Source organism: Curtobacterium sp. VKM Ac-2884 (assembly GCF_015350945.1).
Classification (GTDB): domain Bacteria; phylum Actinomycetota; class Actinomycetes; order Actinomycetales; family Microbacteriaceae; genus Curtobacterium.
This window is the reverse complement of record NZ_JADKSA010000001.1, coordinates 539,593-562,915: the sequence shown is the minus strand read 5'-3', so window position 1 is coordinate 562,915 and position 23,323 is coordinate 539,593. Positions and strand designations below refer to the sequence as shown.

Here is a 23,323-nt window from a genome sequence, read left to right as displayed (position 1 = left end):
TTGTGGGGTGGACCGGCCGATCGGCCGGACGTTCGTGGGGGTCATCGGCTGGCGCCGTACGCCTGGCCGAGCACCTTGTTGATGTTCTGCAGCCCCATGAGCCGAGCGGCGAGTGCCTTCTGCAGCTCCTCGGCGGCGTGCAGCGTCTCTTTCTTCAGGTCGAAGTCGAGCCGGTGCGGCATCGTCGAGAGCATCGCCTCGGCGCGCTTCTCGGCGACCGTCGTCGCGTCCGACCGGAGCATCGCCTTCGCGTGGTTCTCGAGCAGGGTGCGTTCGGCCTCGTAGCGCTCGTGCCACATCTGCTTGATGGCCGGCACGGCTCGCTCGAGGCGCTCGCCGAGCTCCCGGATCATGAACTCGAGTTCGATCGGTGTGACGGGCTCGTAGGAGACGATCTCGCCCGTGTCCATCCGGGCGATGTCCTGCGTGCTCACGGCTGCCCGCCCGCCTGGGCGAGCCAGTCGTCGTCGGAGAGCTCAGCCGGAGCGTCCGGTACGGGCACGGCGGCCGCGGCGGTCGACGGCTCGGGGGCGGCGGGCTGGTCGAGCATGCCGTGCCGGGTGAGTGCCGCCGTCCGGATCGCGTCCGTCCGCTCGCCGGCGTCGTCCGCGGCGTCGAGCAGATCCTCGATTGCCTCGTGCGTCGACGCCTCGGCGATCTCGGCGGCCCAGTCACGTGACGGCTGCGTCGGCGCGGGGGCTGCGGTGGGTGCGCCCTCGGCGTCGACCGGCGCGCCCAGTTCCTCGGCCGTGTAGTGCAGGCCCATGAGGACGTCCTCGGCGCCGGCGGACGCGGCGTCGGAGAGGGAGCGCCAGCGGCAGAGGCGCGCGGTGTACAGCTCCCACGGCTTCGGGTTGCCGTCCTTCGAGCGGGCCCGGGGCTGCCAGACGCCGTCGGCGTTCGGCTGGTACGAGTCGAGCAGACCGGCGTCGACGGCGTCCTGCGGCGTCCAGGTGTACTCGTACGGGAAGTCCGAGTCGTCGCTGCGGATCAGCGTCGTCGTGACGGCGAGGTCCCCGCCACGGACGGAGCCGGTCTGCCGGATGCGGAGCGAGTGCCCGGCCTGACGGATCAGCGCCGACATCAGCGCGGGCTTGATCGTGGGGTGGCCCTCAATGACGTCGATGCCCTGCAGCGCGGCCATCGGGTGGACGCCGAGCATGATGCCGGTCTCGACGACGAGCATGACCTTCCCGGGCGACGGGCGCTGCTCCATCACGTTCGTGTCCGGGTTGCGGACGTTGTGCCACAGCCCCTTCGGGAGCAGCTCGCCGGCCTGTGCGATCGTCTGGACGTAGTCGCGCTTCTCGGCGAGCGTCGCTCTGACGTAGGTGGTGATCTCGGTGCTCATGCGGCACTCCGTTCGTAGCTCAGCGCGACGCGGAGTCGCGGGAGGAGGTCGGTTGCGATGGGGACGATCAGCTCGCGCGCGGCGACGATCTTCGGGTGGTCACGGGTAACGACCAGGCGGTGCGGGATACCGCGGTGCGCGGCTCGGAGGTCCCACTCACCGCGGGCGTTCTGCACGAGCTCCACCCACAGGAACTCGATGGCGTTCGCCTCGGGGACCACCTCGAACTGCCACGCGAGCTGCCGCCACTCGCCGGTGTTCGGGCCGTCGACGACCTTCCCGTGCTTCGCCTTGCACTCGGCGAGGGTGATGCTGCCGTCGGGGTTCTCCCGGAGGCCGTCGGGCGTCGCTGCGAACCCGGTCTCGGTGGGCGAGTGGATCAGCGCGAGGTTCTGCGGGATGCCGGCGTACGCGAGCATCAGCGGTTCCCAGCGGTGGCCCTGCTCCGTGTACGCGTTCCCCGAGAACGACGAGGCCGCGAGCTTGGCGGCAAGGTACTTGTCCACGCTCGACGCCTTCGCGAACTTCGCCGCGTCCGATGCTCCGATCAGGCCGTTGCGGCGGGCGGCGAGCCACGCGTCGCGATCGAGGCCGTCGACGACGATGCGGTTCTTCCAGGTCACCACCGGTCCCTCCACTCCTGCATCGGGATCCCGGTCGTCTGCCGGTCGATCCACTGGCCGACCGCGAGGGCGCCCATCAGGGCGAGAGTCGCGACGGCGACGAACGCGACGCTCATGCGAGGCCCAGCCGTTCCGTGATCTGGTCGGCCACGCCGTTCCACCACGCCTGCCGCGTGCCGTTGGCGATGTGCGTGTCGGCGGGCGGCTGCACGGCGTCGCGCTCGAACGCGGCGATGAGGTTCGCGGTCCGCTGCTCCTCGACGAGAGCGAGGGTGGCGTGCACCTGTGCCCGCACGAGCGCACGATCGGCAGCGGCAGTTCCGGCTGCGCGGAGCAGCTGCTCGGACGATGCGAGCGCGGCGCGCGCTTCGGCGGCGCTCATGCGACGACCTCGCCGTCTTCGATGGTGAAGCCGACCGACCGGGACTCGTCGACCCGGGAGATCCACACCTGGTACTGGTGCTCGGCGGCGAGCTTCTCGATGATCGCCAGCGAATCGGAGTCCAGGGACTCGCCGCCGTCGATGCGCATCACGCGGATCGTCGGGCTGCCGGCCATGCCGAGCGCCGTCGAGACGCGGACCTGCTCAGCGGTGGACGCCTGCGAGAACGGGATGCCGTTGAGCGTCACGCCGTCGGCGTCGAACCCGAGTCCGGGGACCGGGAGCTTCGCCGCGGCGATCCCGTCGGCCTTCTGCTTCGCGATCTCCTCGAGGCGGAGCGTGTGCTGCGCCTGCTCCTGCTTCCGGTCGGAGAGTTCTTCGGCGACGGCGGCACGGTCGCGCTGCTTCCGGACGCGCTCGTTGACGACGTCGATCTCGCCGAGCTGGTCGAGCAGTGCCTGCGGGTCTTGCCGGTCGCCGATCGCGCGGGCGGCGGTGACCGTCTCCGTCGCGCGGGCGGTCGCGGCGGACAGCGCTTCCTGCGCCGCGGCGAGTGCTTCGGCGGCGCGCTGCTGGTCGGCGCGCGCCTGCTTCGCCTGCTCGACAGCCGCGTCGATCGCGCGGTTCTGGCGGGTCATCGCGTCGACCTGCGCGACGAGGTCGGCGGCGGACGCTTGCTCGGCAGGCAGCGACGGGTCCGGCTCCGGGTAGCCCTTGAGCCGCCCTTCGAGCTCCGTGACCTTCCGACCGACCTCGGTGCGGCGGTCGTACACGCCCTTCCGCTCAGCCTCGAGCGTCACCGGGTTGAACCCGAGCGAGTCGCCGAGCGCGTCGACGAGGGTGCGGAGCTGCTGCTTCGCGTCCATGCGGGTGAAGGCGAGCGGGTCGAGGCTGATGCCGCCGAGGAGGCCGTCGAGCAGCTTCTGCGGGGACGAGAACCGAGCGTGGTCGGACGACTCGACGGTGAGCGTGCCGGCGTCCTCCTTCGTCCACCGTCGGGTGGCGACGTAGACGACGTTGCCGTGCTCGTCACCGATCTCGAGGCGGGCGACCGCGGTGTCCTGGCCGTCGCGGATCGGCTGCACGGTCTCACGGGCAGCGGCGCCGCCCTTCAGCACCGCGTAGATCGCGTCGAGGACCGAGGTCTTGCCCTGGGCGTTGCGGCCGCCGACGAGCACGACGTCGCCGTCAGGTCTGATCTGGACGGCGGTGAGGCGCTTGTAGTTCTCGACGTTGAGCGCGAGAACTCGCAGCGGCGTCGGGGGCGTGGTGGTCACGGTGGCTCCTTGCGGGGTCGGAAGATGACGCGTTCCCAGGGCTGGGACGCGGGAGATCGGGTGGAGCTCAGTCGCAGTCGGCGACCCACTCGGCGGCGCGGGCGATGGCTTTCGCTTCCGCGTCGTCGTCGACTGCGAACTCGGTGCGGTCCGCGGCGGTGATCCGGTCGTCGCTCATGCCGGTCACCGACGCATCGGTGCGTTGACGACGGCGTGCACGCGGAGCAGCGCTGCGATGAACAGGACGATGCCGGCCCAGACGAGCAGCACCCAGGTGGGGGAGCCGTAGCGGTTGATCGACGCGAACAGCGCGACGACGTAGGTGAGTGCGAGGAGGACGGCTGCGGTCTTCACGCGATGCCCCCGTTGCTGACGACGAGGACAGCGGCGGTGATGAGGGCGACGGCGACGACGCCGAGGAACACCACGAGCGCGAGGTCGTCGCGCTGCCGGCCGGTCATGCTGCGACCTCGAGGCCCAGCGCGTGGAGCACGTCGGAGCAGTCCGCGCCGAGGCGCTTCCGCACCATCGCGCGAGCGGCCTTCGCGTTCTGCTCGGCGATCTCAGCGAGGCGAGGGTCGTCGACTCGGAGATCCACCGGCTTCGTCCAGCTGCTCATGCTGCGGTCGGCTTCTCGGTGGGGAGGTTCTGCAGCCACTCGACCGCGTCCTCGCGGAGGATGATCGGCTTGCGGCCGGCCTCCGTGGGGTATCTCGCGGTGAGAGCTCCCGACTCGATCGCCTTCCGGATCGTGTCCTCGGACACGTCCACCAGAGCGGCGAGATTCGGAACGGAGAAGGAGACCTTCTCGAGGGTGGGTGATGCGTTCATGCGGCGGCTCCGAAGAGGTCAGTCGGACCCATACGCAGAAAGCCGCCGACGCGCACGACCTCGGCCATCGTGAGGTCGCCTTCGCGGAGGCGTCTCTCGATGTCGTGGACGAGCACGCCGGCGGCTCTCGCGACGGACTCCGTGTCGGTGCCACGAGCGATGATGGCCGCGTCGATGCGCTGGCCGAGCTGCGTGGCGGTGAGGGTTCTGGACACATCTGTCAGAGTACGCGACACATCTGTCCAACACAAGCGTAAACGACTAATTTACGGACAAATCTGTCGAGTTAGCCCGTTAGTCTTGGGCTGTGCCGGACCCCTCAGACTTCATCAACAGCGCCCTTGCCGACGTGATCTCGGCCGCGATGGGGCGCCGGACGAGCAAGGAAGCGCTCGCGCGCGCGACGGGCATCAGCTCCCGGACCATCACGCGGTACCTGGATGCTCAGGTCGACATGCCCGCGAAGTCGTTCCAGCGGATCGCGGACGCGCTGCATCAGCCCGCGGACAGGCTCTACGCCGAGGCGCTCGGAAAGGCAGAGCGCATGGCTGAGGAAGCCCGAGTGTCAGAGGCCAGTGCGCAGAATGTGACTCGGCTTCACCCCCGACAGATGTCGGGTGAGGAGCTCGATCGAATCACCATCGATCACGCCGCCACCGAGATCGACCCCGAATCGGCGACGGACGAACCGACCGACACCTGACCTGGGGAGGGGTGAGGGGCCTGTACGACCCTTACGAGCACGCCGCGGACCTCGGCATCGAGGTGATCCACCGGCCGATCCGGACCGGGAACGGTCTCTGGATCCCGGACTACAACGTGATCGTCGTGAAGGCGAAGCTCCGCGCGGTCCACGACCGTGCCGCGCTCGCGCACGAGATCGGGCACGCCGCCCTCGGGCACCGCGACGACAGGCCGAAGCACGAGATCCAGGCCGACCGGTACGCCGCGGACCACCTCGTTGACGAGGAGCGGGCGTGGGAGCTGTGTCGATGGACTCAGGACCCGGCGCGCATCGCCGCCGAGCTAGGCGTGAGCGGCAAGCTCTGGCGCGTGTGGTGGAACGTCCGACGTCAACAGGGCCGACACCTTGGCGAGGGCGTCGCCTAGCACGGCATGGTTGCCACGTGACCGGTAGCCGCGCGTCACCGACAGCGTCGACTGGCCGAGGATCTCCATGATGGCCGGCTCGGACACGTTCGCCTCGTAGAGCAGCGTGGCCGTGGTGTGCCGGGCGTCGTGCAGGCGGGCGTCGCGCACGCCGACCGACGCGAGGAGCGCGTGCCAGGCGTAGTTGTCCTTCGCCGGGTCGATCGGGGAGCCGTCGAGCGGCCGGAGCGTCTCGACGTACGGCTCCTTCTTCCGCTCAGCCGTCCAGAGCAGCCCGTGGGGGTTCGGCTCCGCAGCGGATGCGGCGAGCCGGCGTTCGATGATGGACCGCAGGGGCTCGACGAGGGGGATGTCCCGCCAGCCCGCCCTCGACTTGGGGCGCGAGAGCCACAGCCCGCCGGTGAGGTGGCGGTGCTCGTGGTCCTCCGGCGTGCGCAGGAACCGGTCCGGGCAGTCGGTGCCCCGGATGCGTCCGCATCGCGGCTGCTCGGGGTCCCGCGGGTTGCAGCCGTGCGACCAGGTGAGGCGCTGCAGCTGCCATGAGAGGTCGAGCCGGTCGGTCACGCGATCGATCTCGAGGCCGAGGAGTTCGCCCTGGCGTGCGCCGGTGAGCAGCGCCGCGGCCCAGCGGGACCCCATGCGGACGTCTTCGCGGGCGGCGCGATCGAGGATGCGGATGCCGGCGGCGGCGTCGAGGGTGACGAGGGACACGTGCGAGCGGCGAGGTGCATCGAGCAGCGTGGTCACGTTCCGCGTGACCCGACCCTCGCGCTCGGCGTCGCGCAGGGCGACGCCGAGGATGCGGTGCGCCTGCAGCGCGGTGGACGCGCTCCGGCCCTTCGCGCGGATCGCGCGGTTCAAGTCGCGCACGTGCTTCGGCTCGAGCTTGTCCAGTCGCACCGCGCCGATCTCGGGGAGGATGTGCTGGCGGATCGCGGACTGGTAGCCGGCGGCGGTCTTCGGGGCAAGGCGGTGGACCGCGATCTCGTCGTACCAGAGCTTCATCCACGCGCCGAGGGTCATCGACGCGGTGGGGAGGTCTCCGACGCGCTCGAGTTCCTTCTGCAGCGCGCGCAGCTTCTTCAGCGCGGTCGGCTTGTCCTTCGCGCGGACGTACTTGCGGCGGCGCTCACCGTCGCGGCCGGGGAGCTCGACGACGGCCTGCCAGTACTTGAGTGGCTTCCTGGGGTCCTTCGGGACTCGGAAGAGCGCGCCTTCACCCTTGCCTCGTGCGATGCTCGCCATGCCGATGGTCCTCCGCTTCCGGCACCCGGCCGGGCCGGGTCATCTTCTGTCGTGCGCGCTCCACCGGCCGTCGCTCAGGACGCCCGTGTGCGTGGTTCTTCTACGTCGGTGGCTGGCGCTACCGTGCATGGTGTTCCTTCTCGTGCTGACTCACGGGTGGGACCCGATGGCCGCGACCCTGCCAGGTCGCGGCCTTCTTCGTGGGAGCGGGTGCATCCCGTCGGTGCATCCTTTGTATTCGGCTTGTACAAGCCGATTAGGAGCACTTATGGCACGTTACTAGTCAGATGTGTCCGGCGTCAAGCCAGATGCGGCAGAACTCTTCTGACTACGGATCAGAAGGTTGGGGGTTCGAGTCCCTTCGAGCGCACAGTGCCGGTTGAACGGCATGACACCGAACAGACGAAGGGCCCCGGCGGATTCCGCCGGGGCCCTTCGTCGTTGGTGCTCGGTGGCTCGTCCGCGAGTTCGAATGTCGCATTCGAAGTCCTTCGGGATCGGGTTCGACCGGGTCTAGGTTCCTGGCATGGTTCGTCGAGGTCAGCAACCACGGCGAGACGTGCGTCGTGCGTGTCTCGCGGCTGAACGTGCCGCCGCGGATCAGGAACGCGGCCGCTTCCGCCCGCCCGACCGACGACATTGTGTCGAACGGAGCTGGTACCAGAGCATCGACGACACGGACACGATGCGGATGGACCACCGGCTCTACCGGGCAGACGGTCGGCTCGTCGACTTCGCGTTGATCGTGACCGCTCTGCAGCTCGACGGAGCGTGGCGGGAGGTCGCGCGCGTGGACTGCTGCCACGGGCACGTGCACCTCCACCACGAGGACGGCACGGTCAGCTCGATCGGACCGCTGCACCACCTCGCGGACGTCGCTGAGCTCTTGGACGCGGCGCTGGTCCGCCTGACCGCGTACGCCGTTACAATCCGGGACATGAGAGGCAGTGATGACTGAGCAGGCCGCACTCGACATCTTCCGTGTCGAGGTCGATCGCGCACTCGCGGTCGGCCCCTTCGCGGACCTGGCCCTCGAGGTGGTCGACGTCGACGGGCGCTGTCCTGTCGTCGTTGCACTCGAGCACGAACGCCTGCCGGTGCTCCTGCGTCGGATCGAGAACGTCGGCGGGTACGCCAACGTCTTCGTGCGAGCAGAGCGAGGCATCCGTCGGATCGCCGTCATGGACGTCGACGGTGCGCTCGACGTGCGAACAGCAGAGGACATGCGCGAGCCCAGCGAGCAACCCAGCGCATCGAGCACCGTCGGAGCGTTCCTCGACTACTTGTCGCACTGCGCTGGGGGCATCGTGCTTCCAGCACGCTTGGCGACCGCATCGCACGGCGCTCTCCCCGCGCGGCAAGTGGAGATCGTCAGCGTCTGACCCGCCTCAGCTCACCGACGCTGACGCCCGAGCAGCGCGATCCCCAGAGCGACCAGCGCCACGACGACGAGCGCTACGACGACGAGCAGGGGCAGCAGGTCGACCGAAGCGGTGTCGTGGCAGTCGACAGTCCCGGCGGCACAGGAGGCGAGGACGGTGGTCGAGGTCATGGTCAGAGTGAAGCACGGCGAGGTCGGTTGGGGAACACGACGACGAGGTCGGTGTTCGCGGTCCTCGATGCACACCCGCTGGTGGCGCTGCTGATCAGTCGGGCCGACTTCGTGAACAGAAATGGTCGGGTTCGTCGGCGGGACCCGACCATTTCTGCTCACGATGCGCACTGCATGCGCCGCCATGCCCGGCCGCGCCCCGCGACGCGCTCATCGCCCGAGCGCCTCGAGCTGCTCCTGCAGTCCGCGCTCCAGGTACGGCTCCAACGACGTCGCCCACGTCGCCGTGACGTGCGACTTGTCCCGGTAGACCATCACGCCGCCGATCACCGCCGGGCAGGTCGTCGCCGTGCAGTAGTGGTCCGTCAGGTCGATCTCCGCAGCGTGACCCCCGGCGGCCGTGAACGCCCGCACGGCGTCGTCCGTCGAGTCGGTCTGCCGGAACGCCTCTGACCGCGGCTGGTCGCACGAGGTGTTCGTCGGCCCGGACATCTTGCCCACGCATTCCACGACGTCGGGTCGGGGCACGGGGTTGTCGCGGATGGCGATCACCGGCAGGTCGTCGCCGGCTGCCTGCTCCCAGGCGTCGACGAGGCCGTCGCGGGTTGCCGCGTCGCGGGCTGCGCCGGCGGGCAGGTCGACCGGTCGCTGGGTGGCCGAGTGGGTGACGACCAGGGCGTCGGCATCCCGGTGGGCGCGGACGTAGTCGATCGCCTGGTGCTTCCACTCGTCGCACTTGCGCATGGAGTCGGTGCTGACGGAGCTCTGTCGCGCGGTGGTGAGGTAGCACCCACCGGTGCCTGCCAGGTCGATCCGCCATCCGTTGTCGTCGGCGATCCGCTCGTACGCTCCGAGCAGTGCGTTGCTGTGCGAGTCGCCGATCACGACGAGGTGCTTCGACCATCCGGTCGCCTTGCCGAGGACACAGGTCGTGAAGACCTCGTTCCAGCACTCGCCACGGTTCGCGTCGTCGCGCGCGGCCGATGCGGGGGCGGGGATGCGCACGTCGGCCAGGTTCGGGTCGATGCAGGGGTGCGCGGTGCCGATGAGCGCGGCCGCACCGATGCACGACGGACCGTCCTTGGCCCGCTGGGTGGTGAGCTGCTTCGTGAGTTGCTGCGTGGCGCGCTCGGCATGCACTTCTTGCACGTGGACGACCGTCAGGGTCGCGGCACCGAGGGTCGCGACGGTGAAGGTGCAGATGACCCCGAGCGCGACGGTGCCCCGTGGCCGGAGGTCGTGCATCCACGTCGAGAACCGGACGGGTTCTTCGAACCAGACGGTCGTGACCGCGGCCAGTCCGAAGGAGACGAGCAGGACAGCGGTGCTGGTCGCCCAGTCGAGTGGGTGTCCGAGCGCGATCGGCAGGATCACGACGAGCGGCCAGTGCCACAGGTAGAGGGAGTACGAGATCCGCCCGGTGAACGCGATCGGGGCGAGGGCGCCGAGCGACGCGAACACGGTGCTCCCACCGAAGAGCACCATGAGTGTGGCCCCCGCGACGGGGAGGAGTGCAGCGACGCCGGGGAACGGCGTGCCGGGTCCGATGACGACGAGCGACAGGACGAGTGCGGCGGCGCCGGTGCTCGCCAGCACGAGGCGTACCCGTCGGGCCACGTCGGTGCGGACCTCGGGCAGACGGACGGTGGCGGCGAGCCCGCCGAGGGCGAACTCCCACGCGCGCGTGCCGGTGGAGAAGTACGCGACGCCGGGGTTCGTGCTGGTCTGCACGATGCTCCACGCGAGCGACAGCACGACGACGACGCCGAGCAGCAGTCGCGCCGTCGTCAGGGGCGAGCGGCGCCGACGGACGAGGAACCCCAGCCCGATCAGCGCCAAGGGCAGCGCGATGTAGAACTGCTCCTCGACGGACAGCGACCAGAAGTGCTGGAAGGGCGAGGGGTCGTTGGTCGATGCCAGGTAGTCGACCGCGCTCGCCGCCAGCTCCCAGTTCTGCAGGTAGACGGTCGACGCGATGAGTTCGCGCCCGTACTGGCCCCAGAGCGTGTTGGGCACGGCCACCAGGACGGCGGCGCCCGTGACCAGGATCGTCAGGAACGCGCCGGGGAGGAGACGCTTCGCCCGGCGTGACCAGAACCGGCCGAGACGGATGGCGCCGGTCGCGAGCTGTTCGCGCACCAGGTGTCCGGTGATGAGGAAGCCGGAGATCACGAAGAAGACGTCGACGCCGACGAACCCACCGCGGAGCGCGTGTGGCCAGAGGTGGTAGACGACGACCGACAGGACCGCGAAGGCGCGGAGCCCCTGGATGTCCCACCGCGTCGTGTCGGGCGCCTGGTGCGCGGGGCCACGCTCGCCTGGCGTTGCAGTGTTCACTGCCACGATCCTACGAGAAGCGCGTCACGCATCGGAACCATCCCCGGGACGGACAGGAGGCCCGTGGCGGTCTCGCCACGGGCCTCCTGTCCGTCGTCCCTCGCCCCCACCCCGTGGGGTTCCGAGATCTCGGAACCTCGCGGGCACGCATCGTCCTGATCGGAACCTCGACGGAACGCACGCGGGGTGTCGTGGAACCTCGGCGCACCGCGGGCGGCGTGCCGAGGGACCGCGCGCAGCCCTAGACGGTCGCGCGCACCTCGGCCAGCGACGGGTAGTCGGTGTAGCCCTCGGCGGTCGCGCCGTAGAAGAGCTCGGGACGGGCCTCGTTGAGCTCCGCGTCCTGCTCCCAGCGGTGGGCGAGGTCCGGGTTCGCGATGGCCGGGCGGCCGGCGGCGACGGCGTCGGCGTGGTCGTCATCGACGAGTGCGATGGCCTCGTCGCGGGTGGTCAGCGCCGAGAAGCCGGAGTTGACCACGAACGGTGCGCCCGCGGTGCGGCGGACGTGCTGCACCAGGTCACCGGTCGGCTCGGCGTGCAGGACGTCGATGAAGGCGAGTCCGAGCGGCGCGAGGCCCTCGGCGATCGCGGTGTAGGTCGCGCGGACGTCGGCCGCGTCGTCCTCGATGACGCCCTGGATGCCGTGCTCGGGCGACAGGCGGATGCCGGTGCGGTCTGCGCCGACGGCCTCGGCGACGGCGGTCGTGACCTCGATCGCGAAACGGGCGCGGTTCTCGGGGGAGCCGCCGTACTGGTCGGTGCGGGTGTTCGACACCGGGGACATGAACTCGTGCACCAGGTAGCCGTTGGCGCCGTGGACCTCGACGCCGTCGAGTCCGGCGGCGATGGCGTTGCGGGCAGCCTGCGCGAAGCCCTGCACGGCGTCCTGCACCTCGGCGGTGGTCAGCTCGTGGGGGACGGGCATGTCGGCCTTGCCGGTCGCGGTGTGGGTCTGTCCAGGAGCGGCGATGGCGCTCGGGGCGACGATGCGCGGCGTCTGCGAGATGTCGGGGTGGGAGACACGGCCACCGTGCATGAGCTGCATCACGATGGTGCCGCCCTCGGCGTGCACGGCGTCGGCGACGCGGCGCCAGCCGGCGATCTGCTCGTCGGTCTCGATGCCGGGCTGCCCGGGGTAGGAGCGGCCTTCCTGCACGGGCCAGGTGCCCTCAGTGATGATCATGCCGAGGCCCGCACGCTGACGGTAGTGCTCGATGAGCAGGTCGTTCGGGATGCCGTGCTCGCCGGCGCGGGTGCGCGTGAGCGGGGCCATGACGACGCGGTTCGACAGGCGCAGGGCGCCGAAGGAGGTGGGTTCGAAGAGCTTCACGAGGGAGTGGAACGTCGTGTTGCTCGGTGCAATTCCCGTCGTCAGTCGCGCGGGCAGACCAGGGTCGACGAACGGACCTGGCCCTCGGGGCGGATCACCTGGTGCCGGGAGAGGGGCTTGCCGCAGATCGGGCAGCCGCGGTCCACTGACCGGTCGTCGACCCCCTCGGGGTGTCCGGCGCCGATCTGCGACGGTCCCATCTTGTTGATGAGCGTCGTGTTCCACCGTTCGTACCACTTGCCGAAGCGCCCCACGGTGCGTCCTTTCGTTCGTGCACGAACCATTATGGCACCATCGGCCACGGATCACACCTGGTCGACGCGCTCCAGCAGTTCCGTCAGGTCGTCCTTGAGCGCCTCGAGGCGTTCCAGTGGCCACCCGAGTCGGTCCGCGACCGCCAGGGGGACCGCCCGCGCGCGGTCGCGCAGTGCTCGCCCGGCCGTGGTGAGCGAGACCTCGAGCTGCCGTTCGTCGGCCGCGCTGCGGGTCCGGCGGACGTAGCCCGATGCCTCGAGCCGCTTCAACAGCGGGCTGAGGGTGGCCGAGTCGAGCCGCAGTTCGCCGGCGATCTCGCGCACCGACCGCGGGTCCTGCTCCCAGAGTGCGAGCATCACGAGGTACTGCGGGTGCGTCAGGCCCATCGGCTCGAGCAGGTCGCGGTACAGCCCGATGACGCTCCGGCTCGTGGCCGCGAGGGCGAAGCAGAGCTGCCGGTCGAGCGCGAGCGGGTCGGGTGCGGAGGTCATGCGCCCACGATACCGTTCGCCCACGAAGTGTTCCCGGGTCGAGGGGGTCGGTGTGGGTCGGTGCGACAAGTTCGACGTCGTACGACATCGAACTTGTCGCACTGGCGCGACCGCAACAGTTGCAGGCGCGGGCTGGCGACATCCTCGACGTCGTACGACATCGAGGATGTCGCTCTGGGTCGCGGGTCGGCGCGGCGTCGGCTCACGCGGGGTGGGCGCACGCACGGGAGGCCCGGCGCCGGTCTCGTGGACCGGCCCCGGGCCTCCAGGCTGGGTGCGTCGACTACGCGCGGTGCGCGGGCGGGTGCCCCGACTCGTGCGCGTTGGCGTCCGGCGCCACGGGGAGGGCGTGCGACCCCGTGTGGGTGTCCTCGTGACCGGGCTGACCGGGCTGACCGGGCTGACCGGCGACCGGGTGCGACCGCTCGAGCTTCGCGCCCTCGACGTCGACGTCCGGCACGATCCGGTCGAGCCACTTCGGGAACCACCAGGCGCTCTGGCCGAGCAGGTGCATCGCTGCCGGGATCAGCAGCATGCGGACGACGAACGCGTCGATGAGCACACCGAACGCCAGCCCGAAGCCGATCGGCTTGATCGTGGAGGAGTCCGAGAAGATGAAGCCCGCGAACACCGAGATCATGATGATCGCTGCCGCCGTGACCACCGCGCGACCGGCGTGCAGCCCGCGCTGGACCGCGACCTTCGCCGAGGCGCCGTGGGCGTAGGCCTCACGCATGCCGGACACGAGGAACAGCTGGTAGTCCATCGCCAGACCGAACAGGATGCCGATCTCGATGATGGGCAGGAAGCTCAGGATCGGCGCCGGGTCGTGCACGCCGAACACGGAGCCGAGCCAGCCCCACTGGTAGATCGCGGTCAGACCTCCGAACGACGCCATCACGGACAGGATGAAGCCCGCCGTCGCCGTGATCGGGACCAGGAAGGACCGGAACACGATGATCAGGATGATGAGCGACAGGCCGACGACCACCACGAGGTAGAGCGGCAGGACGTTCGACAGCTTCTCGGACACGTCGATGTTGGCGGACGCGTTGCCCGCGACACCGAGCGTGACCGTGCCGTCGTCGGTCGTGACGGTCTGGTCGCGCAGGTCCTTGACCAGGTTCTCGGTGGAGATGCTGTCCGGACCGCCGCCGGGCTTCACCTGGAACGCGATGATGTCGCGGTCCGACGAGGTACCGATCGGCAGGACGGCCTTGACGTCGTCGTTCTTCGCCAGGGCCTCACCGATGGTGACCTCGGTCGCGGTGACGTCGGACTTGCTGATCGACTCGGGCAGCGTCGCGACGACGAGCAGCGGGCCGTTCTGACCGGCACCGAACTCCTCGTCGAGGGCCTTGTACGCCTTGTACTGGCTCGAGTCGACGGACTCGGACGCACCGGTCGGCAGGCCGAGGCGCATCTGCGTCGCGGGGAGCGCGATGGTGCCGAGCACGGCGACGCCGGCGACGAGCGTGACGATCGCGCGCCAGGTCTTCATCGGCTTGTTCGGCACCCGGGTCGAGCCGGTGTTGCCGATCTTCGTCCGCTCCTTCTTGCGCAGGATCCGCATCCCGATCAGGGACAGCAGCGCCGGCGTGAACGACGTGGCGATGAGGATCGCGAAGAACACCGCGACCGCACCGACCGTGCCCATGAGCCCGAGGAACGGGATGCCGGTGATGTTCAGCGCGAGCAGGGCGACGATGACGGTCGCGCCGGCGAACACCACGGCGTTGCCGGAGGTGCCGTTCGCGAGGCCGATGGACTCGTGCACCTGCATGCCCTGCTTCAGCTGGGTGCGGTGTCGGTTCAGGATGAAGAGCGAGTAGTCGATGCCGACCGCCAGGCCCAACATCACCCCCAGCACCGGCGTGACCGAGATGAACTCGACCAGGCCGGAGAACGACAGCGAGGCGAGTGACGCCACGCCCACGCCGAGCACGGCGCTGACGAGCGGGATCGCCGCACCGATGACGGTGCGGAGCATCAGGAAGAGCACGAGCGCGGCGATGATGACGCCGACGATCTCGCCCGGGCCGAGGATCGACGGCACGCCCTGCGCGATGTCGTTCGAGACGTAGACGTTCACGCCGCTGATGTCGGCCGAGTCGGCGTCGTCCGCGATGGCGGTCTTCGTGTCGGCGGGGACCTCGTAGGTCGACTTCGTGAACTGGACCGTGCCGATGGCGGCGCTGCCGTTCGACGACACGAAGCGGACGTCCTTCGACAGGTCGAGGAGCTTCGAGCCCTGCTCCAGCTCTTCAGAGCTGTCGTCGAGCTTCTTCGTGTTGGTGTCGATCGTCTTCTGCGCGTCGGCGAGCTGCTGCTCGCCGGCGGTGATCTGCGCCTGCTGGGCGTCGATCTGCGCCTGCGCCTGCTGGAGCTGCGCTGCCGCGGCCTGCGCTTGCGCTGCGGGGAGGGCAGCGCCGGCGGCCTCGGCCTGGGCCTTCTGGGCGTCGAGCTGCGCCTGGGCGTCCTCGATCTGCTGCTTGCCGGAGGTCAGCTGCGCCTTCTGGGCGTCGAGCTGGTCCTGGCCGGTCTCGAGCTTCGCGCGGCCGTCGGTGATCTCCTTGCGGCCGTCGACGATCTTCTGGCGCTGCTCGTCGAGCTGGTCCTGGGTGTCGAAGCCGCTCGTCGCGCCCTTGACGCCGTCGAGCTTCTCGATCTTGGTCAGGAAGTCCGCGACCTCCGACTTCTGCGCGTCGGTGAACGCCTTGCCGTTCGTCGTCTCGAAGACGATCGTGCCGTTGCCGCCGTTCGCCGACGGGAACTTGTCGGCGAGCTCGTCCTGCACCTGACTGGTCTTGGTGTTCGGGATCGAGATCGCGGACGAGATCGTGCCCGAGAACAGGCTGTAGGTGACGCCGGCGACGGCCATGATCACCACCCAGGTGATGATCACGAGCCAGTGGCGTCGTGCGGAGAACCGTCCGAGACGGTAGAGGAGACCGGCCATGCGGTTGCCCCGTTCCTTTCGTTGCAGGTGCTGTGTGGAGCGGGGTGCGCCGGTGGACCCCTGGGGAGGGAAGTGTCAGTCGGTGGGCATGTAGCCGCTGCGGACGCTGTGCACGAGTCGTGCGAGCAGGGCGTCCCAGTCGGCGACGGACTGCTCGTCGATCGCGGGGCCGGAGGTGGCCAGCCAGTGTTCCGCGATCACGACGATGCCGCTCATGAGCGACTCGACGAGCAGGGCGGCGTCGAGGGGATCCGCCGCCGGGTAGCGACGAGCGACCTCGTCGCGGAGTCGTTCGGTGACCCGTGAGAACGCCGTCTGGGTGAGGACCGCGGCCTTCGGGTCGTCCTTGCCCGGGTCGCCGAGGATCCGGTACATGCTCGAGATCGCGGCTGCCAGGTCGGCTCCGCGTGCGGCGGACTCGAGCTCGTCGAACATCGAGGCCCGGCTGCCGTCGCCGATCGGCGTCCGCGCCATGTCGACCAGGAACCGGTCGATGATCACGGACAGTTCCTGCTCGCACACGGCCAGCAGGACCTCGTCGAGCGAGGCGAAGTGGTTGAACACCGTCCGCCGCGCGATGTCGGCGCGTGCTGCCAGGTCGTCGACGCCGAACTCGCGGCCGCCGCGTTCGTCGATCAGGTCGCGAGCCGCCTGCAGGATCGCCGCACGGTGCTTCGCCTTGAGGGCGGCGCGGCGGTCGGTCGTGAGGGTCACGAATGAGAACACTAGGTGCATCGATGCACTCGGTGCAACGACTACGAGTGCATCTTCAGGTTCGTACCCCGCGGTGGAAACTCGGTTCTGAACAGATGTGCGCATGGTTGACTGCACCCAGCACGACCGCCGGTGCGACCGGTGGCGCGTCCGCCAGAACGACCGTCGTACGAAGGAGTACCCGATGCCCGTCCGCCTGTCCCCGGAGACCCTCGACGAGATCGCCGCGAGCGGTGTCGCCGTCCCGACCTACGACCGCAGCGGGATCACCGCCGGCATCGTGCACTTCGGCGTCGGCGGCTTCCACCGCGCGCACCAGGCGATGGTGATCGACCGGCTGCTCCAGCGGGGCGAGGCGCGCGAGTACGGCATCTGCGGCGTCGGTGTCCTCGAGCAGGATCGCCGGATGGCCACGGCGATGGCGGAGCAGGACGGCCTCTACACGCTCGTCCTCAAGCACCCCGACGGCACCCGAGAGTCCCGTGTCGTCGGCAGCATCGTCGACTACCTGCTCGCCGTCGACGACCCGGACGCCGTCGTCGAGAAGATGGCGCACCCCGACACCAAGATCGTCAGCCTGACCATCACCGAGGGCGGCTACAACTTCGACCACGTCACCGGCGAGTTCGTCGCGGACGAGCCCGGCGTCGCGGCCGACCTGCGCGGCGACGGACCGCCCCGCACCGTGTTCGGCCTGGTCGTCGAAGCCCTGCGCCGACGGCGTGACCGCGGCGAGCAGCCGTTCACCGTGATGTCCTGCGACAACATCCAGGGCAACGGCCACGTCGCCCGCGACATGTTCACCGCCTACGCACGCCTGCAGGACCCGACGTTCGCCGACTGGATGGACGAGCACGTGTCGTTCCCGAACTCGATGGTCGACCGCATCACCCCGGTCACCGCCGACGAGGACCGCGCCTGGGTCCGTGACGAGCTCGGCATCGAGGACGCCTGGCCCGTCGTCGCCGAACCGTTCTTCCAGTGGGTGCTCGAGGACGACCACCCCGCCGGACGCCCGCCGTACCAGGACGCCGACGTGCAGATCGTCGAGGACGTCGAGCCGTACGAGCTGATGAAGCTCCGGTTGCTCAACGCCTCGCACCAGGGCCTGTGCTACTTCGGGTACCTCTCGGGGTACCGCTACGCCCACGAGGCCACACAGGACCCTGCGATCGCCACCTTCCTGCGCCGCTACATGGACGAAGAGGGGTCGCCGACCCTGCACCCCGTGCCCGGCATCGACCTCGAGGACTACAAGTCCACCCTCATCGAGCGCTTCCAGAACCCCGAGGTCCGCGACACCCTCGCGCGCCTGTGTGCCGAGTCGAGCGACCGGATCCCGAAGTGGCTGCTGCCGGTGGTCCGTGACAACCTCGCCGCGGGCCGGCCCGTCACGTTGTCCGCCGGCATCGTCGCGTCGTGGGCGCGTTACGACGAGGGCACGGACGAGTCCGGCGAGCCGATCCGGATCGTCGACCGGCTGGCCGAACCGCTGCACCGCATCGCCCTCACCCAGCGCGACGACCGGCTCGCCTTCATCGCGAACCGGCAGGTCTTCGGCGACCTGATCGACGACGAACGGTTCGTCGCCGCCTACCGGGACGCCCTCGACGGGCTCATCGCCGACGGCGCACACGCCACGGTCGAACGCTTGTCGCGTTCGTGACGCGAGTCGCGCCCTGCGCGTGACCGGACGGCGGACGGGAGGCCCGGTGCCAGCTGGCACCGCGCCTCCCGTCCGATGCCCGGGAGCGTCACGGGCTATGGTCGCGTCGTGAACCGGACCGACCGCCTGTACGCGCTCGTCGAAGAGCTGCGCGCCGCTGCGCCCGCGCTGCGGAGCGCGCGCCGACTCGCCGAGCGGTTCGGGGTCAGTGTGCGCACGGTCGAGCGGGACCTGCTGTCCCTGCAGCAGGCCGGCGTGCCGATCTGGGCCGAGCCGGGGCGGACCGGCGGGTACACGATCGACGCCCGTGCGACGCTCCCGCCGCTCGGGCTGACCGTCGACGAAGCGCTCGCGGTGGCGATCGGCCTCGGCGCGCTCGCCTCCAGCCCGTTCCGAGACGCGGCGCGCAGCGCTGCCCGCAAGGTCACCGCGGTGCTCGCCGAGGACGACGCCCGACGGGCAGTGCGACTCGCGAGCCGCGTGCACCTGCTGGAGTCGGGGGAGCGCACGCCTGCTCCCACGGCGCTCGCCGGTGCACTCACGGGCGGGCGCGTCGTCCGGATGCGGTACCGCGACGCGGCGGGCACGGAGACCGATCGCGTCGTCGAACCGCTCGGCTCCATCGGGAAGGGCGAGGACTGGTACCTCGTCGCGTGGTGCCGGTTGCGCGACGGCGTCCGTGCCTTCCGCGGAGACCGGGTGCTGGCGGTCGAGGAGACCGACGAGCCGGCCCCGCCCCGGGTGGTCCACCTCGACGAACTCGACATCCCGCACGGCGTCCTGCGCCCCGTGCTCGGGGACCTGCTCGGGGACTGAACCGCCCGATCCGTCTCCCGGTTCGCCGAAACACCGACAGGACGGTGTCGCGGTGGTCGCGCATGCTCGACGAGTCCGGTCAGGGTGGCCGGCCAGGAGGGCTTCCCATGCAGTTCGCATCCATCCGGATCATCACCGACGACCTCGACGGGATGGTGCGGTTCTACGAACGCGTCACCGGGACCGAGGCGCGGCGGCCCGCACCGGTCTTCGCCGAGATCGTGACCGGTGGCGCCGTGCTCGCCCTCGCGACCCCGGCGACCGTGGCGATGCTCGGACCGGCCGCGCCGGAGCCCCGCACGAACGGCGGCGTGTTCCTCGAGTTCGTGGTGGACGACGTCGACGCCGCGTTCGCGGGGTTGTGCGGTGACCTCGACGACGTGGTGCTGCCGCCGACGACGATGCCCTGGGGAAATCGATCGGCGCTGTTCCGTGACCCTGACGGCAACCTCGTGAACCTCTTCAGCCGCCCCGTCTGACCGTGTATTCTGTCAGTCACTGACAGAATCGAGTGCACATGCAGCTCCACGTCGAGACCCACGGACACGGCCCGGTCCGGGTCGGACTCGTGCACGGCATCCTCGGTTCGGCGCTGGTGTGGCGCGACCTCGTGTCCCACGCCGACCCGGACCGGTACACGTTCCTCGTGCCGGACCTGCGGGGTCACGGCGAGAGCGACCGCGCGGCGTCGTACACACTCGCCGCGTTCGCCGACGACCTCGCCGAGACGCTGCCGCAGGGGCTCGACGCCGTCGTCGGACACTCGCTCGGCGGGCGGGTCCTGTTCGACGCCGTCGACCGGTTGCGCCCCGCGCGGGCGGTGTACCTCGACCCCGGCTTCCACCTGCGGGCACCGGGGCGGAGCGTGCTCGGGCGGGCGTTCTGGGCGCTGCCCGGGCTGCAGCCGTTGCTCGTGCAGGCCTACGACCGCACCGATCCGCGGTGGGGGCCGGCGAACGTCGCCCGCGCCGCGGAGAGCCACCGGCACTGGGACCGCACGATGCTGCGGGACGTCCTGCGCGAGGTCGCGACGACACCGGTCGCTCCGGCGGCCCCGTTCGTGCCGTCGACGCTCGTGCTCACCGACGACGGTCGACACGTCGTGCCCGACGCCGAGGTGCCGGTCTACGAGCGCCTCGGGTGGGACGTCGAACGGGTGCACGGGGTGCACCACGACCTCGCGATGGAGGACGCCGCGCGCACGATGCAGCTCCTCGACGACGTGCTCGGCGGGGCCCGCGCATGAGCGTCACCACGGTGTTCGGCGGGGTGTCCAACGTGCTCGTCACGGACGGCGCCACCTCGCTGCTCGTGGACGGCTTCTTCAGTCGTCCCTCGTTCCCGCGGCTGATGCTCGGCCGGCTCCGACCGGACGTCACCCGGATCGAGGACGCCCTCGCGCGGTTCGACGTCGACCACCTCGATGCCGTGCTCGTCTCGCACTCGCACGCCGACCACGCCCTCGACGCGCCCGTGGTCGCGGACCGGACCGGGGCGGAACTCGGCGGCTCGGCGTCCACCCGGATGATCGCCACCGGGTACGGGCTCGACCGCGTGCCCTTCCGGGAGCTCCACGACCGCGAGTCGTTCGCGGTGGGGGCCTTCACGGTCACGCCGCTGCACGCCCTGCACAGCGACGGCGACGCGGTCCCGGGCGAGATCACCGAGCCGGTCACCCTGCCGGCCCGGATGCGCGACTTCCGGACCGGCGGCTGCTTCTCGTTCCTGTTCGAGCACGCGGACGGATCGGTGCTGGTCCACCCGACGGCGAACTTCATCCCGGGATCCTTCGCGGGACTCCACGCCGACACCGTCTACCTGGGTGCGGGTGCCGCCGGCGCGAAGCCGACGGCCTGGATCGAGCAGTACTGGCAGGAGACCGTCGGCGCCCTGCGGCCGAGTGTCGTCCGACCGGTGCACTGGGACGCGTTCTGGCGTCCGTTGACCCGTCCGCTCACGCCCCTGCCGAAGAAGCTCGACCGCCTCGACGTCACGATGCGCGCGTTCACACGCCTGGCGGACGCCGACGGTGTCGACCTCCGACTGCCGGAGCTCTGGCAGCGCGAGACGGTCTCCACGCGGTCCGCGCCGTGACCGGGGTCCGGGCGCAGAACCGGCGGGCGCAGAACCGGCGGGCGCAGAACCGGCGGGCGACGGAGCGTGCCGTCGAGGACGCCGCGGTTGCACTGGTCGGCGCGCGCGGGTTCGACGCCGTCACCGGGGCCGAGATCGCCACCGCGGCCGGCGTCACCGAGCGCACGTTCTTCCGGTACTGCGCTTCGAAGGTCGACGCGTTCCTGTTCGTCTCGCGCGACGTCCACGACGCCGTCACCGCCGCCGTGACCGCCCCGGTGACGTTCGATGCGTTGACCGAAGTGATCGCCGCGGTGCTCGTGACGTTCGAGCGTGACCGCCCCGACGACCTCGAGCGCCTGGTCCGGGTGCGCGCGCTGCTCGTCGCCGATCCGGTGCTGCTGTCCGCCGTGCTCGAGCGGGACGCCGCGCAGACGCTGGAGCTGCAGTCGGCGTGGCAGGGCGCCGACCGGTTCGCGGTGCCGTTGGCGCTGCTCGCGCTGCGCGCCGCGTTCGACGAGTGGGCGGAACGCGGCGCGGCGGGATCGCTCGGCGCGGCGTTCCGACGCACGTGCGCCGCGCTGCGGACGGCCACCGGCGGCTGATCGCACGTCATGCCCTGGACGCGTCCACTGACGATACGGGAGGCTCGTGGCGGGCGCCACCCGCGCCTCCCGTCCGCTCAGCTGTCCGGGAGCACGTCGTCGTCCCACGGCACCGGCGTCGTCTCGCCCGTCTCCCAGTCGTGGCGCAGGATCCCGTACCCGACCGACGCGACCGCGCGGCCGCCTTCGACCGGCCACCCCTCGCGGTAGTGCGCCTCCTTGACCCACCCGGCACGCACGAACACCCGGCGCATGGCCGTGTTGTCCTCGCGGGTCTGGCCCTCGAAGCGGGTCACCGACGGCAGGGTGCCGAAGACGTGGTCGGTGACCGCACGCAGTGTCGGGACGCCGAGTCCGCGACCGCGGAACGCGCCGGCGATGCGCAGGTCGAACAGCGGCACCGGGTCCTCCAGGTCCTCGAGCCGGACGAACCCGATGCGGCCGTGCTCCGTGTGGTCGACCCAGTACGAGTCGTGCTCGTCGTCGCGGTAGGAGCCGGAGTCCACGGCCTGGACGGCCTCCGACCGGCTCCACGTCCGCCGCACGTGGAACGGGAAGTCCTCGGTCGACAGGAAGTCGACGAGGGCGTCGTGGTCGATCCCGATCGGGTCGAGCCGGGTCAGCCGGACGGAGCGCTCGGTCATGCCGTCACGCTAGCGGGGCCGCAGCGTGGTGGCCCAGCGTCCGATCGTGTCGTACGCCTGCTCGCGCACGTCGGGCGCGGACAGCACCACGTCGTGCACGGCTCCGGGCAACCGCCGGACCGTCACCTCGTTGCCGAGCGACAGGGCGCGATGGGCCACCGTGTCGACGTTCAACGCGACGTCCGCGTGTGCCATCCCGGGGTCCCACCGGGGCTGCAACATGCTCTTGTCGCTGAGCATGACCAGGACGGGGACCTGGATGTCGAGCCCGTGCTCGACCGTCTCCTGCCCCGCGAAGACCGCCGCGAGCCAACCGGGGTGCAGGGGGAACCCGCGGTCCGGCCGCCACTGCTGGTCGTACGTCCACGAGCCCTCGCCGGCGGCCGACACGGTGCGCGTGTAGAAGCCGGGGTCGACGGCGGGCATCGGGGCGAGGGGGTTCCGCTTGGCGCCGAGCTTGATGACGGGCGCGACGATCGCCCGGCCCACGGCGGTCGCCTGGAACTCGAGCCACGGACTGTTCAGGACGATGCCGTCGACGAGTTCGGGGTGGCGCGCAGCCCACAACGACAGGGTCAGACCGCCGGTGGAGTGCCCCATCAGCACGAGCCGCCGCTCGCCGGGACCGGGGTGCTCGGCGGACACCGCGTCGAGCGCCGCGGCGATGTCCTCGTCGTACACCGCCAGGTCGTCGACGTTGCCCGGGGTCTGGTGGGGGCGCAGGCTCCGGCCGTACTTCCGCAGGTCCAGCGCGTGGAAGCCGGCCCCGAGCCGTTCGACCCGCTCCGCCAGCTCGGTCTGGAAGAAGTAGTCCGACCACCCGTGCACGTACAGCACGTCAGCGCCGTGCAGTGGTCCGCGCCCGTGCAGCAGCAGGTCCGTCGGGGTGTGCCGACGACGGACGAGGGTGGCGACGACCGGCCCCTCGGAGTCGGTGCCGAGCGGCAGTTCGAGGCGCTCGTAGGGCGCCCCGAGGACGTCCTCGTGCCACCGCTGGACGACCATGACCCCACCGTATCCGGCACCGCTGCGGGTGGTACCGGGGTACCACGGTCGCTCCGC

29 protein-coding genes are annotated in these 23,323 nt (G+C 70.5%); 10 read left to right on the top strand and 19 right to left on the bottom strand.

Going from position 1 to position 23,323, the window contains the following annotated elements; all coding sequences use genetic code 11:
- Positions 1–41 precede the first annotated feature (41 nt).
- The 9 genes from ITJ60_RS02705 to ITJ60_RS02665 all read right to left on the bottom strand — a co-directional run bounded on the left by ITJ60_RS02705 (position 42) and on the right by ITJ60_RS02665 (position 4,679).
- Entirely contained in the window at positions 42–434 is a 393-nt protein-coding gene (locus tag ITJ60_RS02705) for a hypothetical protein (protein WP_194646800.1), read from the bottom strand.
- A complete protein-coding gene (locus tag ITJ60_RS02700) occupies positions 431–1,351 on the bottom strand; it encodes a hypothetical protein (protein ID WP_194646799.1) in 921 nt (306 codons plus the stop codon). Before ITJ60_RS02700 ends, ITJ60_RS02705 begins: the two co-directional genes overlap by 4 nt.
- Positions 1,348–1,974, bottom strand: coding sequence for a hypothetical protein (locus ITJ60_RS02695; protein ID WP_194646798.1), 627 nt, complete (start codon positions 1,972–1,974; stop codon positions 1,348–1,350). The genes ITJ60_RS02700 and ITJ60_RS02695 overlap by 4 nt, the downstream gene beginning before the upstream one ends.
- Before the next feature lie 112 nt (positions 1,975–2,086).
- The gene (locus ITJ60_RS02690) at positions 2,087–2,356 is read right to left on the bottom strand and encodes a hypothetical protein (RefSeq protein WP_194646797.1); all 270 of its coding nucleotides are present in this window, start codon (positions 2,354–2,356) and stop codon (positions 2,087–2,089) included.
- The gene (locus ITJ60_RS02685) at positions 2,353–3,633 is read right to left on the bottom strand and encodes an AAA family ATPase (protein WP_194646796.1); all 1,281 of its coding nucleotides are present in this window, start codon (positions 3,631–3,633) and stop codon (positions 2,353–2,355) included. The genes ITJ60_RS02690 and ITJ60_RS02685 overlap by 4 nt, the downstream gene beginning before the upstream one ends.
- Before the next feature lie 183 nt (positions 3,634–3,816).
- Positions 3,817–3,987, bottom strand: coding sequence for a hypothetical protein (locus ITJ60_RS02680; protein WP_194646795.1), 171 nt, complete (start codon positions 3,985–3,987; stop codon positions 3,817–3,819).
- Between the two features lie 103 nt (positions 3,988–4,090).
- Positions 4,091–4,252: a hypothetical protein gene (locus tag ITJ60_RS02675; protein ID WP_194646794.1), complete on the bottom strand. Its 162-nt coding sequence runs from the start codon at positions 4,250–4,252 to the stop codon at positions 4,091–4,093.
- On the bottom strand, positions 4,249–4,464 hold the full coding sequence (locus tag ITJ60_RS02670; protein ID WP_194646793.1) for a hypothetical protein: 216 nt from the start codon (positions 4,462–4,464) through the stop codon (positions 4,249–4,251). Before ITJ60_RS02670 ends, ITJ60_RS02675 begins: the two co-directional genes overlap by 4 nt.
- Entirely contained in the window at positions 4,461–4,679 is a 219-nt protein-coding gene (locus ITJ60_RS02665) for a hypothetical protein (protein WP_194646792.1), read from the bottom strand. Before ITJ60_RS02665 ends, ITJ60_RS02670 begins: the two co-directional genes overlap by 4 nt.
- 92 nt (positions 4,680–4,771) lie before the next feature.
- Between ITJ60_RS02665 and ITJ60_RS02660 the strand changes: the two genes are divergently transcribed.
- Together ITJ60_RS02660 and ITJ60_RS02655 are read left to right on the top strand one after the other, a co-directional pair.
- On the top strand, positions 4,772–5,167 hold the full coding sequence (locus tag ITJ60_RS02660; RefSeq protein ID WP_194646791.1) for a helix-turn-helix domain-containing protein: 396 nt from the start codon (positions 4,772–4,774) through the stop codon (positions 5,165–5,167).
- Positions 5,168–5,178: 11 nt separating this feature from the next.
- On the top strand, positions 5,179–5,574 hold the full coding sequence (locus ITJ60_RS02655) for an ImmA/IrrE family metallo-endopeptidase (protein WP_194646790.1): 396 nt from the start codon (positions 5,179–5,181) through the stop codon (positions 5,572–5,574).
- Here the strand turns inward: ITJ60_RS02655 and ITJ60_RS02650 are convergent.
- Entirely contained in the window at positions 5,491–6,819 is a 1,329-nt protein-coding gene (locus ITJ60_RS02650; protein ID WP_194646789.1) for a tyrosine-type recombinase/integrase, read from the bottom strand. The genes ITJ60_RS02655 and ITJ60_RS02650 overlap by 84 nt on opposite strands.
- A 691-nt stretch (positions 6,820–7,510) precedes the next feature.
- On the opposite strand from ITJ60_RS02650, the gene ITJ60_RS02645 reads away from it, so the two are divergent.
- Entirely contained in the window at positions 7,511–7,777 is a 267-nt protein-coding gene (locus tag ITJ60_RS02645; RefSeq protein WP_194646788.1) for a hypothetical protein, read from the top strand.
- On the top strand, positions 7,770–8,201 hold the full coding sequence (locus tag ITJ60_RS02640) for a hypothetical protein (protein WP_194646787.1): 432 nt from the start codon (positions 7,770–7,772) through the stop codon (positions 8,199–8,201). Before ITJ60_RS02645 ends, ITJ60_RS02640 begins: the two co-directional genes overlap by 8 nt.
- Positions 8,202–8,212: 11 nt before the next feature.
- On the opposite strand, the gene ITJ60_RS02635 is transcribed toward ITJ60_RS02640, so the two are convergent.
- The 7 genes from ITJ60_RS02635 to ITJ60_RS02605 all read right to left on the bottom strand — a co-directional run bounded on the left by ITJ60_RS02635 (position 8,213) and on the right by ITJ60_RS02605 (position 16,457).
- Positions 8,213–8,371: a hypothetical protein gene (locus ITJ60_RS02635; protein WP_194646786.1), complete on the bottom strand. Its 159-nt coding sequence runs from the start codon at positions 8,369–8,371 to the stop codon at positions 8,213–8,215.
- Between the two features lie 210 nt (positions 8,372–8,581).
- A complete protein-coding gene (locus tag ITJ60_RS19230; RefSeq protein WP_194646785.1) occupies positions 8,582–10,708 on the bottom strand; it encodes an acyltransferase family protein in 2,127 nt (708 codons plus the stop codon).
- Between the two features lie 241 nt (positions 10,709–10,949).
- Positions 10,950–12,038 carry an alkene reductase gene (locus ITJ60_RS02625; protein WP_194646784.1) on the bottom strand — a complete coding sequence of 363 codons (1,089 nt, stop codon included), beginning with the start codon at positions 12,036–12,038 and terminating at the stop codon, positions 10,950–10,952.
- Positions 12,039–12,079: 41 nt separating this feature from the next.
- The gene (locus tag ITJ60_RS02620; protein ID WP_181437609.1) at positions 12,080–12,292 is read right to left on the bottom strand and encodes a hypothetical protein; all 213 of its coding nucleotides are present in this window, start codon (positions 12,290–12,292) and stop codon (positions 12,080–12,082) included.
- Between the two features lie 51 nt (positions 12,293–12,343).
- Positions 12,344–12,784, bottom strand: a complete 441-nt coding sequence (locus ITJ60_RS02615) for a MarR family winged helix-turn-helix transcriptional regulator (protein ID WP_111086213.1) — start codon at positions 12,782–12,784, stop codon at positions 12,344–12,346.
- A gap of 283 nt (positions 12,785–13,067) precedes the next feature.
- Positions 13,068–15,743, bottom strand: coding sequence for an MMPL family transporter (locus tag ITJ60_RS02610; RefSeq protein ID WP_194646783.1), 2,676 nt, complete (start codon positions 15,741–15,743; stop codon positions 13,068–13,070).
- 75 nt (positions 15,744–15,818) lie between these two features.
- Positions 15,819–16,457, bottom strand: coding sequence for a TetR/AcrR family transcriptional regulator (locus ITJ60_RS02605; protein ID WP_194646782.1), 639 nt, complete (start codon positions 16,455–16,457; stop codon positions 15,819–15,821).
- A gap of 184 nt (positions 16,458–16,641) precedes the next feature.
- Here ITJ60_RS02605 and ITJ60_RS02600 point away from each other — a divergent pair, with 184 nt between their 5' ends.
- The 6 genes from ITJ60_RS02600 to ITJ60_RS02575 all read left to right on the top strand — a co-directional run bounded on the left by ITJ60_RS02600 (position 16,642) and on the right by ITJ60_RS02575 (position 21,617).
- Positions 16,642–18,123 carry a mannitol dehydrogenase family protein gene (locus ITJ60_RS02600; RefSeq protein WP_194647074.1) on the top strand — a complete coding sequence of 494 codons (1,482 nt, stop codon included), beginning with the start codon at positions 16,642–16,644 and terminating at the stop codon, positions 18,121–18,123.
- Positions 18,124–18,231: 108 nt separating this feature from the next.
- Positions 18,232–18,939: a helix-turn-helix transcriptional regulator gene (locus ITJ60_RS02595; RefSeq protein ID WP_194646781.1), complete on the top strand. Its 708-nt coding sequence runs from the start codon at positions 18,232–18,234 to the stop codon at positions 18,937–18,939.
- A 107-nt stretch (positions 18,940–19,046) separates the two neighbouring features.
- Positions 19,047–19,418, top strand: coding sequence for a VOC family protein (locus ITJ60_RS02590; RefSeq protein ID WP_194646780.1), 372 nt, complete (start codon positions 19,047–19,049; stop codon positions 19,416–19,418).
- A 38-nt stretch (positions 19,419–19,456) separates the two neighbouring features.
- Entirely contained in the window at positions 19,457–20,185 is a 729-nt protein-coding gene (locus ITJ60_RS02585) for an alpha/beta fold hydrolase (RefSeq protein ID WP_194646779.1), read from the top strand.
- On the top strand, positions 20,182–21,033 hold the full coding sequence (locus tag ITJ60_RS02580) for an MBL fold metallo-hydrolase (protein WP_194646778.1): 852 nt from the start codon (positions 20,182–20,184) through the stop codon (positions 21,031–21,033). Before ITJ60_RS02585 ends, ITJ60_RS02580 begins: the two co-directional genes overlap by 4 nt.
- Complete coding sequence (locus ITJ60_RS02575) at positions 21,030–21,617, top strand: TetR family transcriptional regulator (RefSeq protein ID WP_194646776.1); 588 nt, start codon at positions 21,030–21,032, stop codon at positions 21,615–21,617. The genes ITJ60_RS02580 and ITJ60_RS02575 overlap by 4 nt, the downstream gene beginning before the upstream one ends.
- Positions 21,618–21,694: 77 nt before the next feature.
- Here ITJ60_RS02575 and ITJ60_RS02570 read toward each other — a convergent pair whose 3' ends face one another.
- Both ITJ60_RS02570 and ITJ60_RS02565 read right to left on the bottom strand, forming a co-directional pair.
- A complete protein-coding gene (locus ITJ60_RS02570; RefSeq protein ID WP_194646774.1) occupies positions 21,695–22,261 on the bottom strand; it encodes a GNAT family N-acetyltransferase in 567 nt (188 codons plus the stop codon).
- Between the two features lie 9 nt (positions 22,262–22,270).
- The gene (locus ITJ60_RS02565; RefSeq protein WP_194646772.1) at positions 22,271–23,266 is read right to left on the bottom strand and encodes an alpha/beta hydrolase; all 996 of its coding nucleotides are present in this window, start codon (positions 23,264–23,266) and stop codon (positions 22,271–22,273) included.
- Positions 23,267–23,323 lie beyond the last annotated feature (57 nt).

What these genes read in the sequence shown, in the direction of transcription:
- ITJ60_RS02675 (WP_194646794.1), bottom strand. Translation starts at nt 4,252, where the DNA reads ATGAGCAGCTGGACGAAGCCGGTGGATCTCCGAGTCGACGACCCTCGC.
- ITJ60_RS02600 (WP_194647074.1), top strand. Translation starts at nt 16,642, where the DNA reads ATGCCCGTCCGCCTGTCCCCGGAGACCCTCGACGAGATCGCCGCGAGC.
- ITJ60_RS02700 (WP_194646799.1), bottom strand. Translation starts at nt 1,351, where the DNA reads ATGAGCACCGAGATCACCACCTACGTCAGAGCGACGCTCGCCGAGAAG.
- ITJ60_RS02615 (WP_111086213.1), bottom strand. Translation starts at nt 12,784, where the DNA reads ATGACCTCCGCACCCGACCCGCTCGCGCTCGACCGGCAGCTCTGCTTC.
- ITJ60_RS02650 (WP_194646789.1), bottom strand. Translation starts at nt 6,819, where the DNA reads ATGGCGAGCATCGCACGAGGCAAGGGTGAAGGCGCGCTCTTCCGAGTC.
- ITJ60_RS02580 (WP_194646778.1), top strand. Translation starts at nt 20,182, where the DNA reads ATGAGCGTCACCACGGTGTTCGGCGGGGTGTCCAACGTGCTCGTCACG.
- ITJ60_RS02585 (WP_194646779.1), top strand. Translation starts at nt 19,457, where the DNA reads ATGCAGCTCCACGTCGAGACCCACGGACACGGCCCGGTCCGGGTCGGA.
- ITJ60_RS02645 (WP_194646788.1), top strand. Translation starts at nt 7,511, where the DNA reads ATGGACCACCGGCTCTACCGGGCAGACGGTCGGCTCGTCGACTTCGCG.
- ITJ60_RS02570 (WP_194646774.1), bottom strand. Translation starts at nt 22,261, where the DNA reads ATGACCGAGCGCTCCGTCCGGCTGACCCGGCTCGACCCGATCGGGATC.
- ITJ60_RS02690 (WP_194646797.1), bottom strand. Translation starts at nt 2,356, where the DNA reads ATGAGCGCCGCCGAAGCGCGCGCCGCGCTCGCATCGTCCGAGCAGCTG.
- ITJ60_RS02590 (WP_194646780.1), top strand. Translation starts at nt 19,047, where the DNA reads ATGCAGTTCGCATCCATCCGGATCATCACCGACGACCTCGACGGGATG.
- ITJ60_RS02670 (WP_194646793.1), bottom strand. Translation starts at nt 4,464, where the DNA reads ATGAACGCATCACCCACCCTCGAGAAGGTCTCCTTCTCCGTTCCGAAT.
- ITJ60_RS02640 (WP_194646787.1), top strand. Translation starts at nt 7,770, where the DNA reads ATGACTGAGCAGGCCGCACTCGACATCTTCCGTGTCGAGGTCGATCGC.
- ITJ60_RS02635 (WP_194646786.1), bottom strand. Translation starts at nt 8,371, where the DNA reads ATGACCTCGACCACCGTCCTCGCCTCCTGTGCCGCCGGGACTGTCGAC.
- ITJ60_RS02565 (WP_194646772.1), bottom strand. Translation starts at nt 23,266, where the DNA reads ATGGTCGTCCAGCGGTGGCACGAGGACGTCCTCGGGGCGCCCTACGAG.
- ITJ60_RS02610 (WP_194646783.1), bottom strand. Translation starts at nt 15,743, where the DNA reads ATGGCCGGTCTCCTCTACCGTCTCGGACGGTTCTCCGCACGACGCCAC.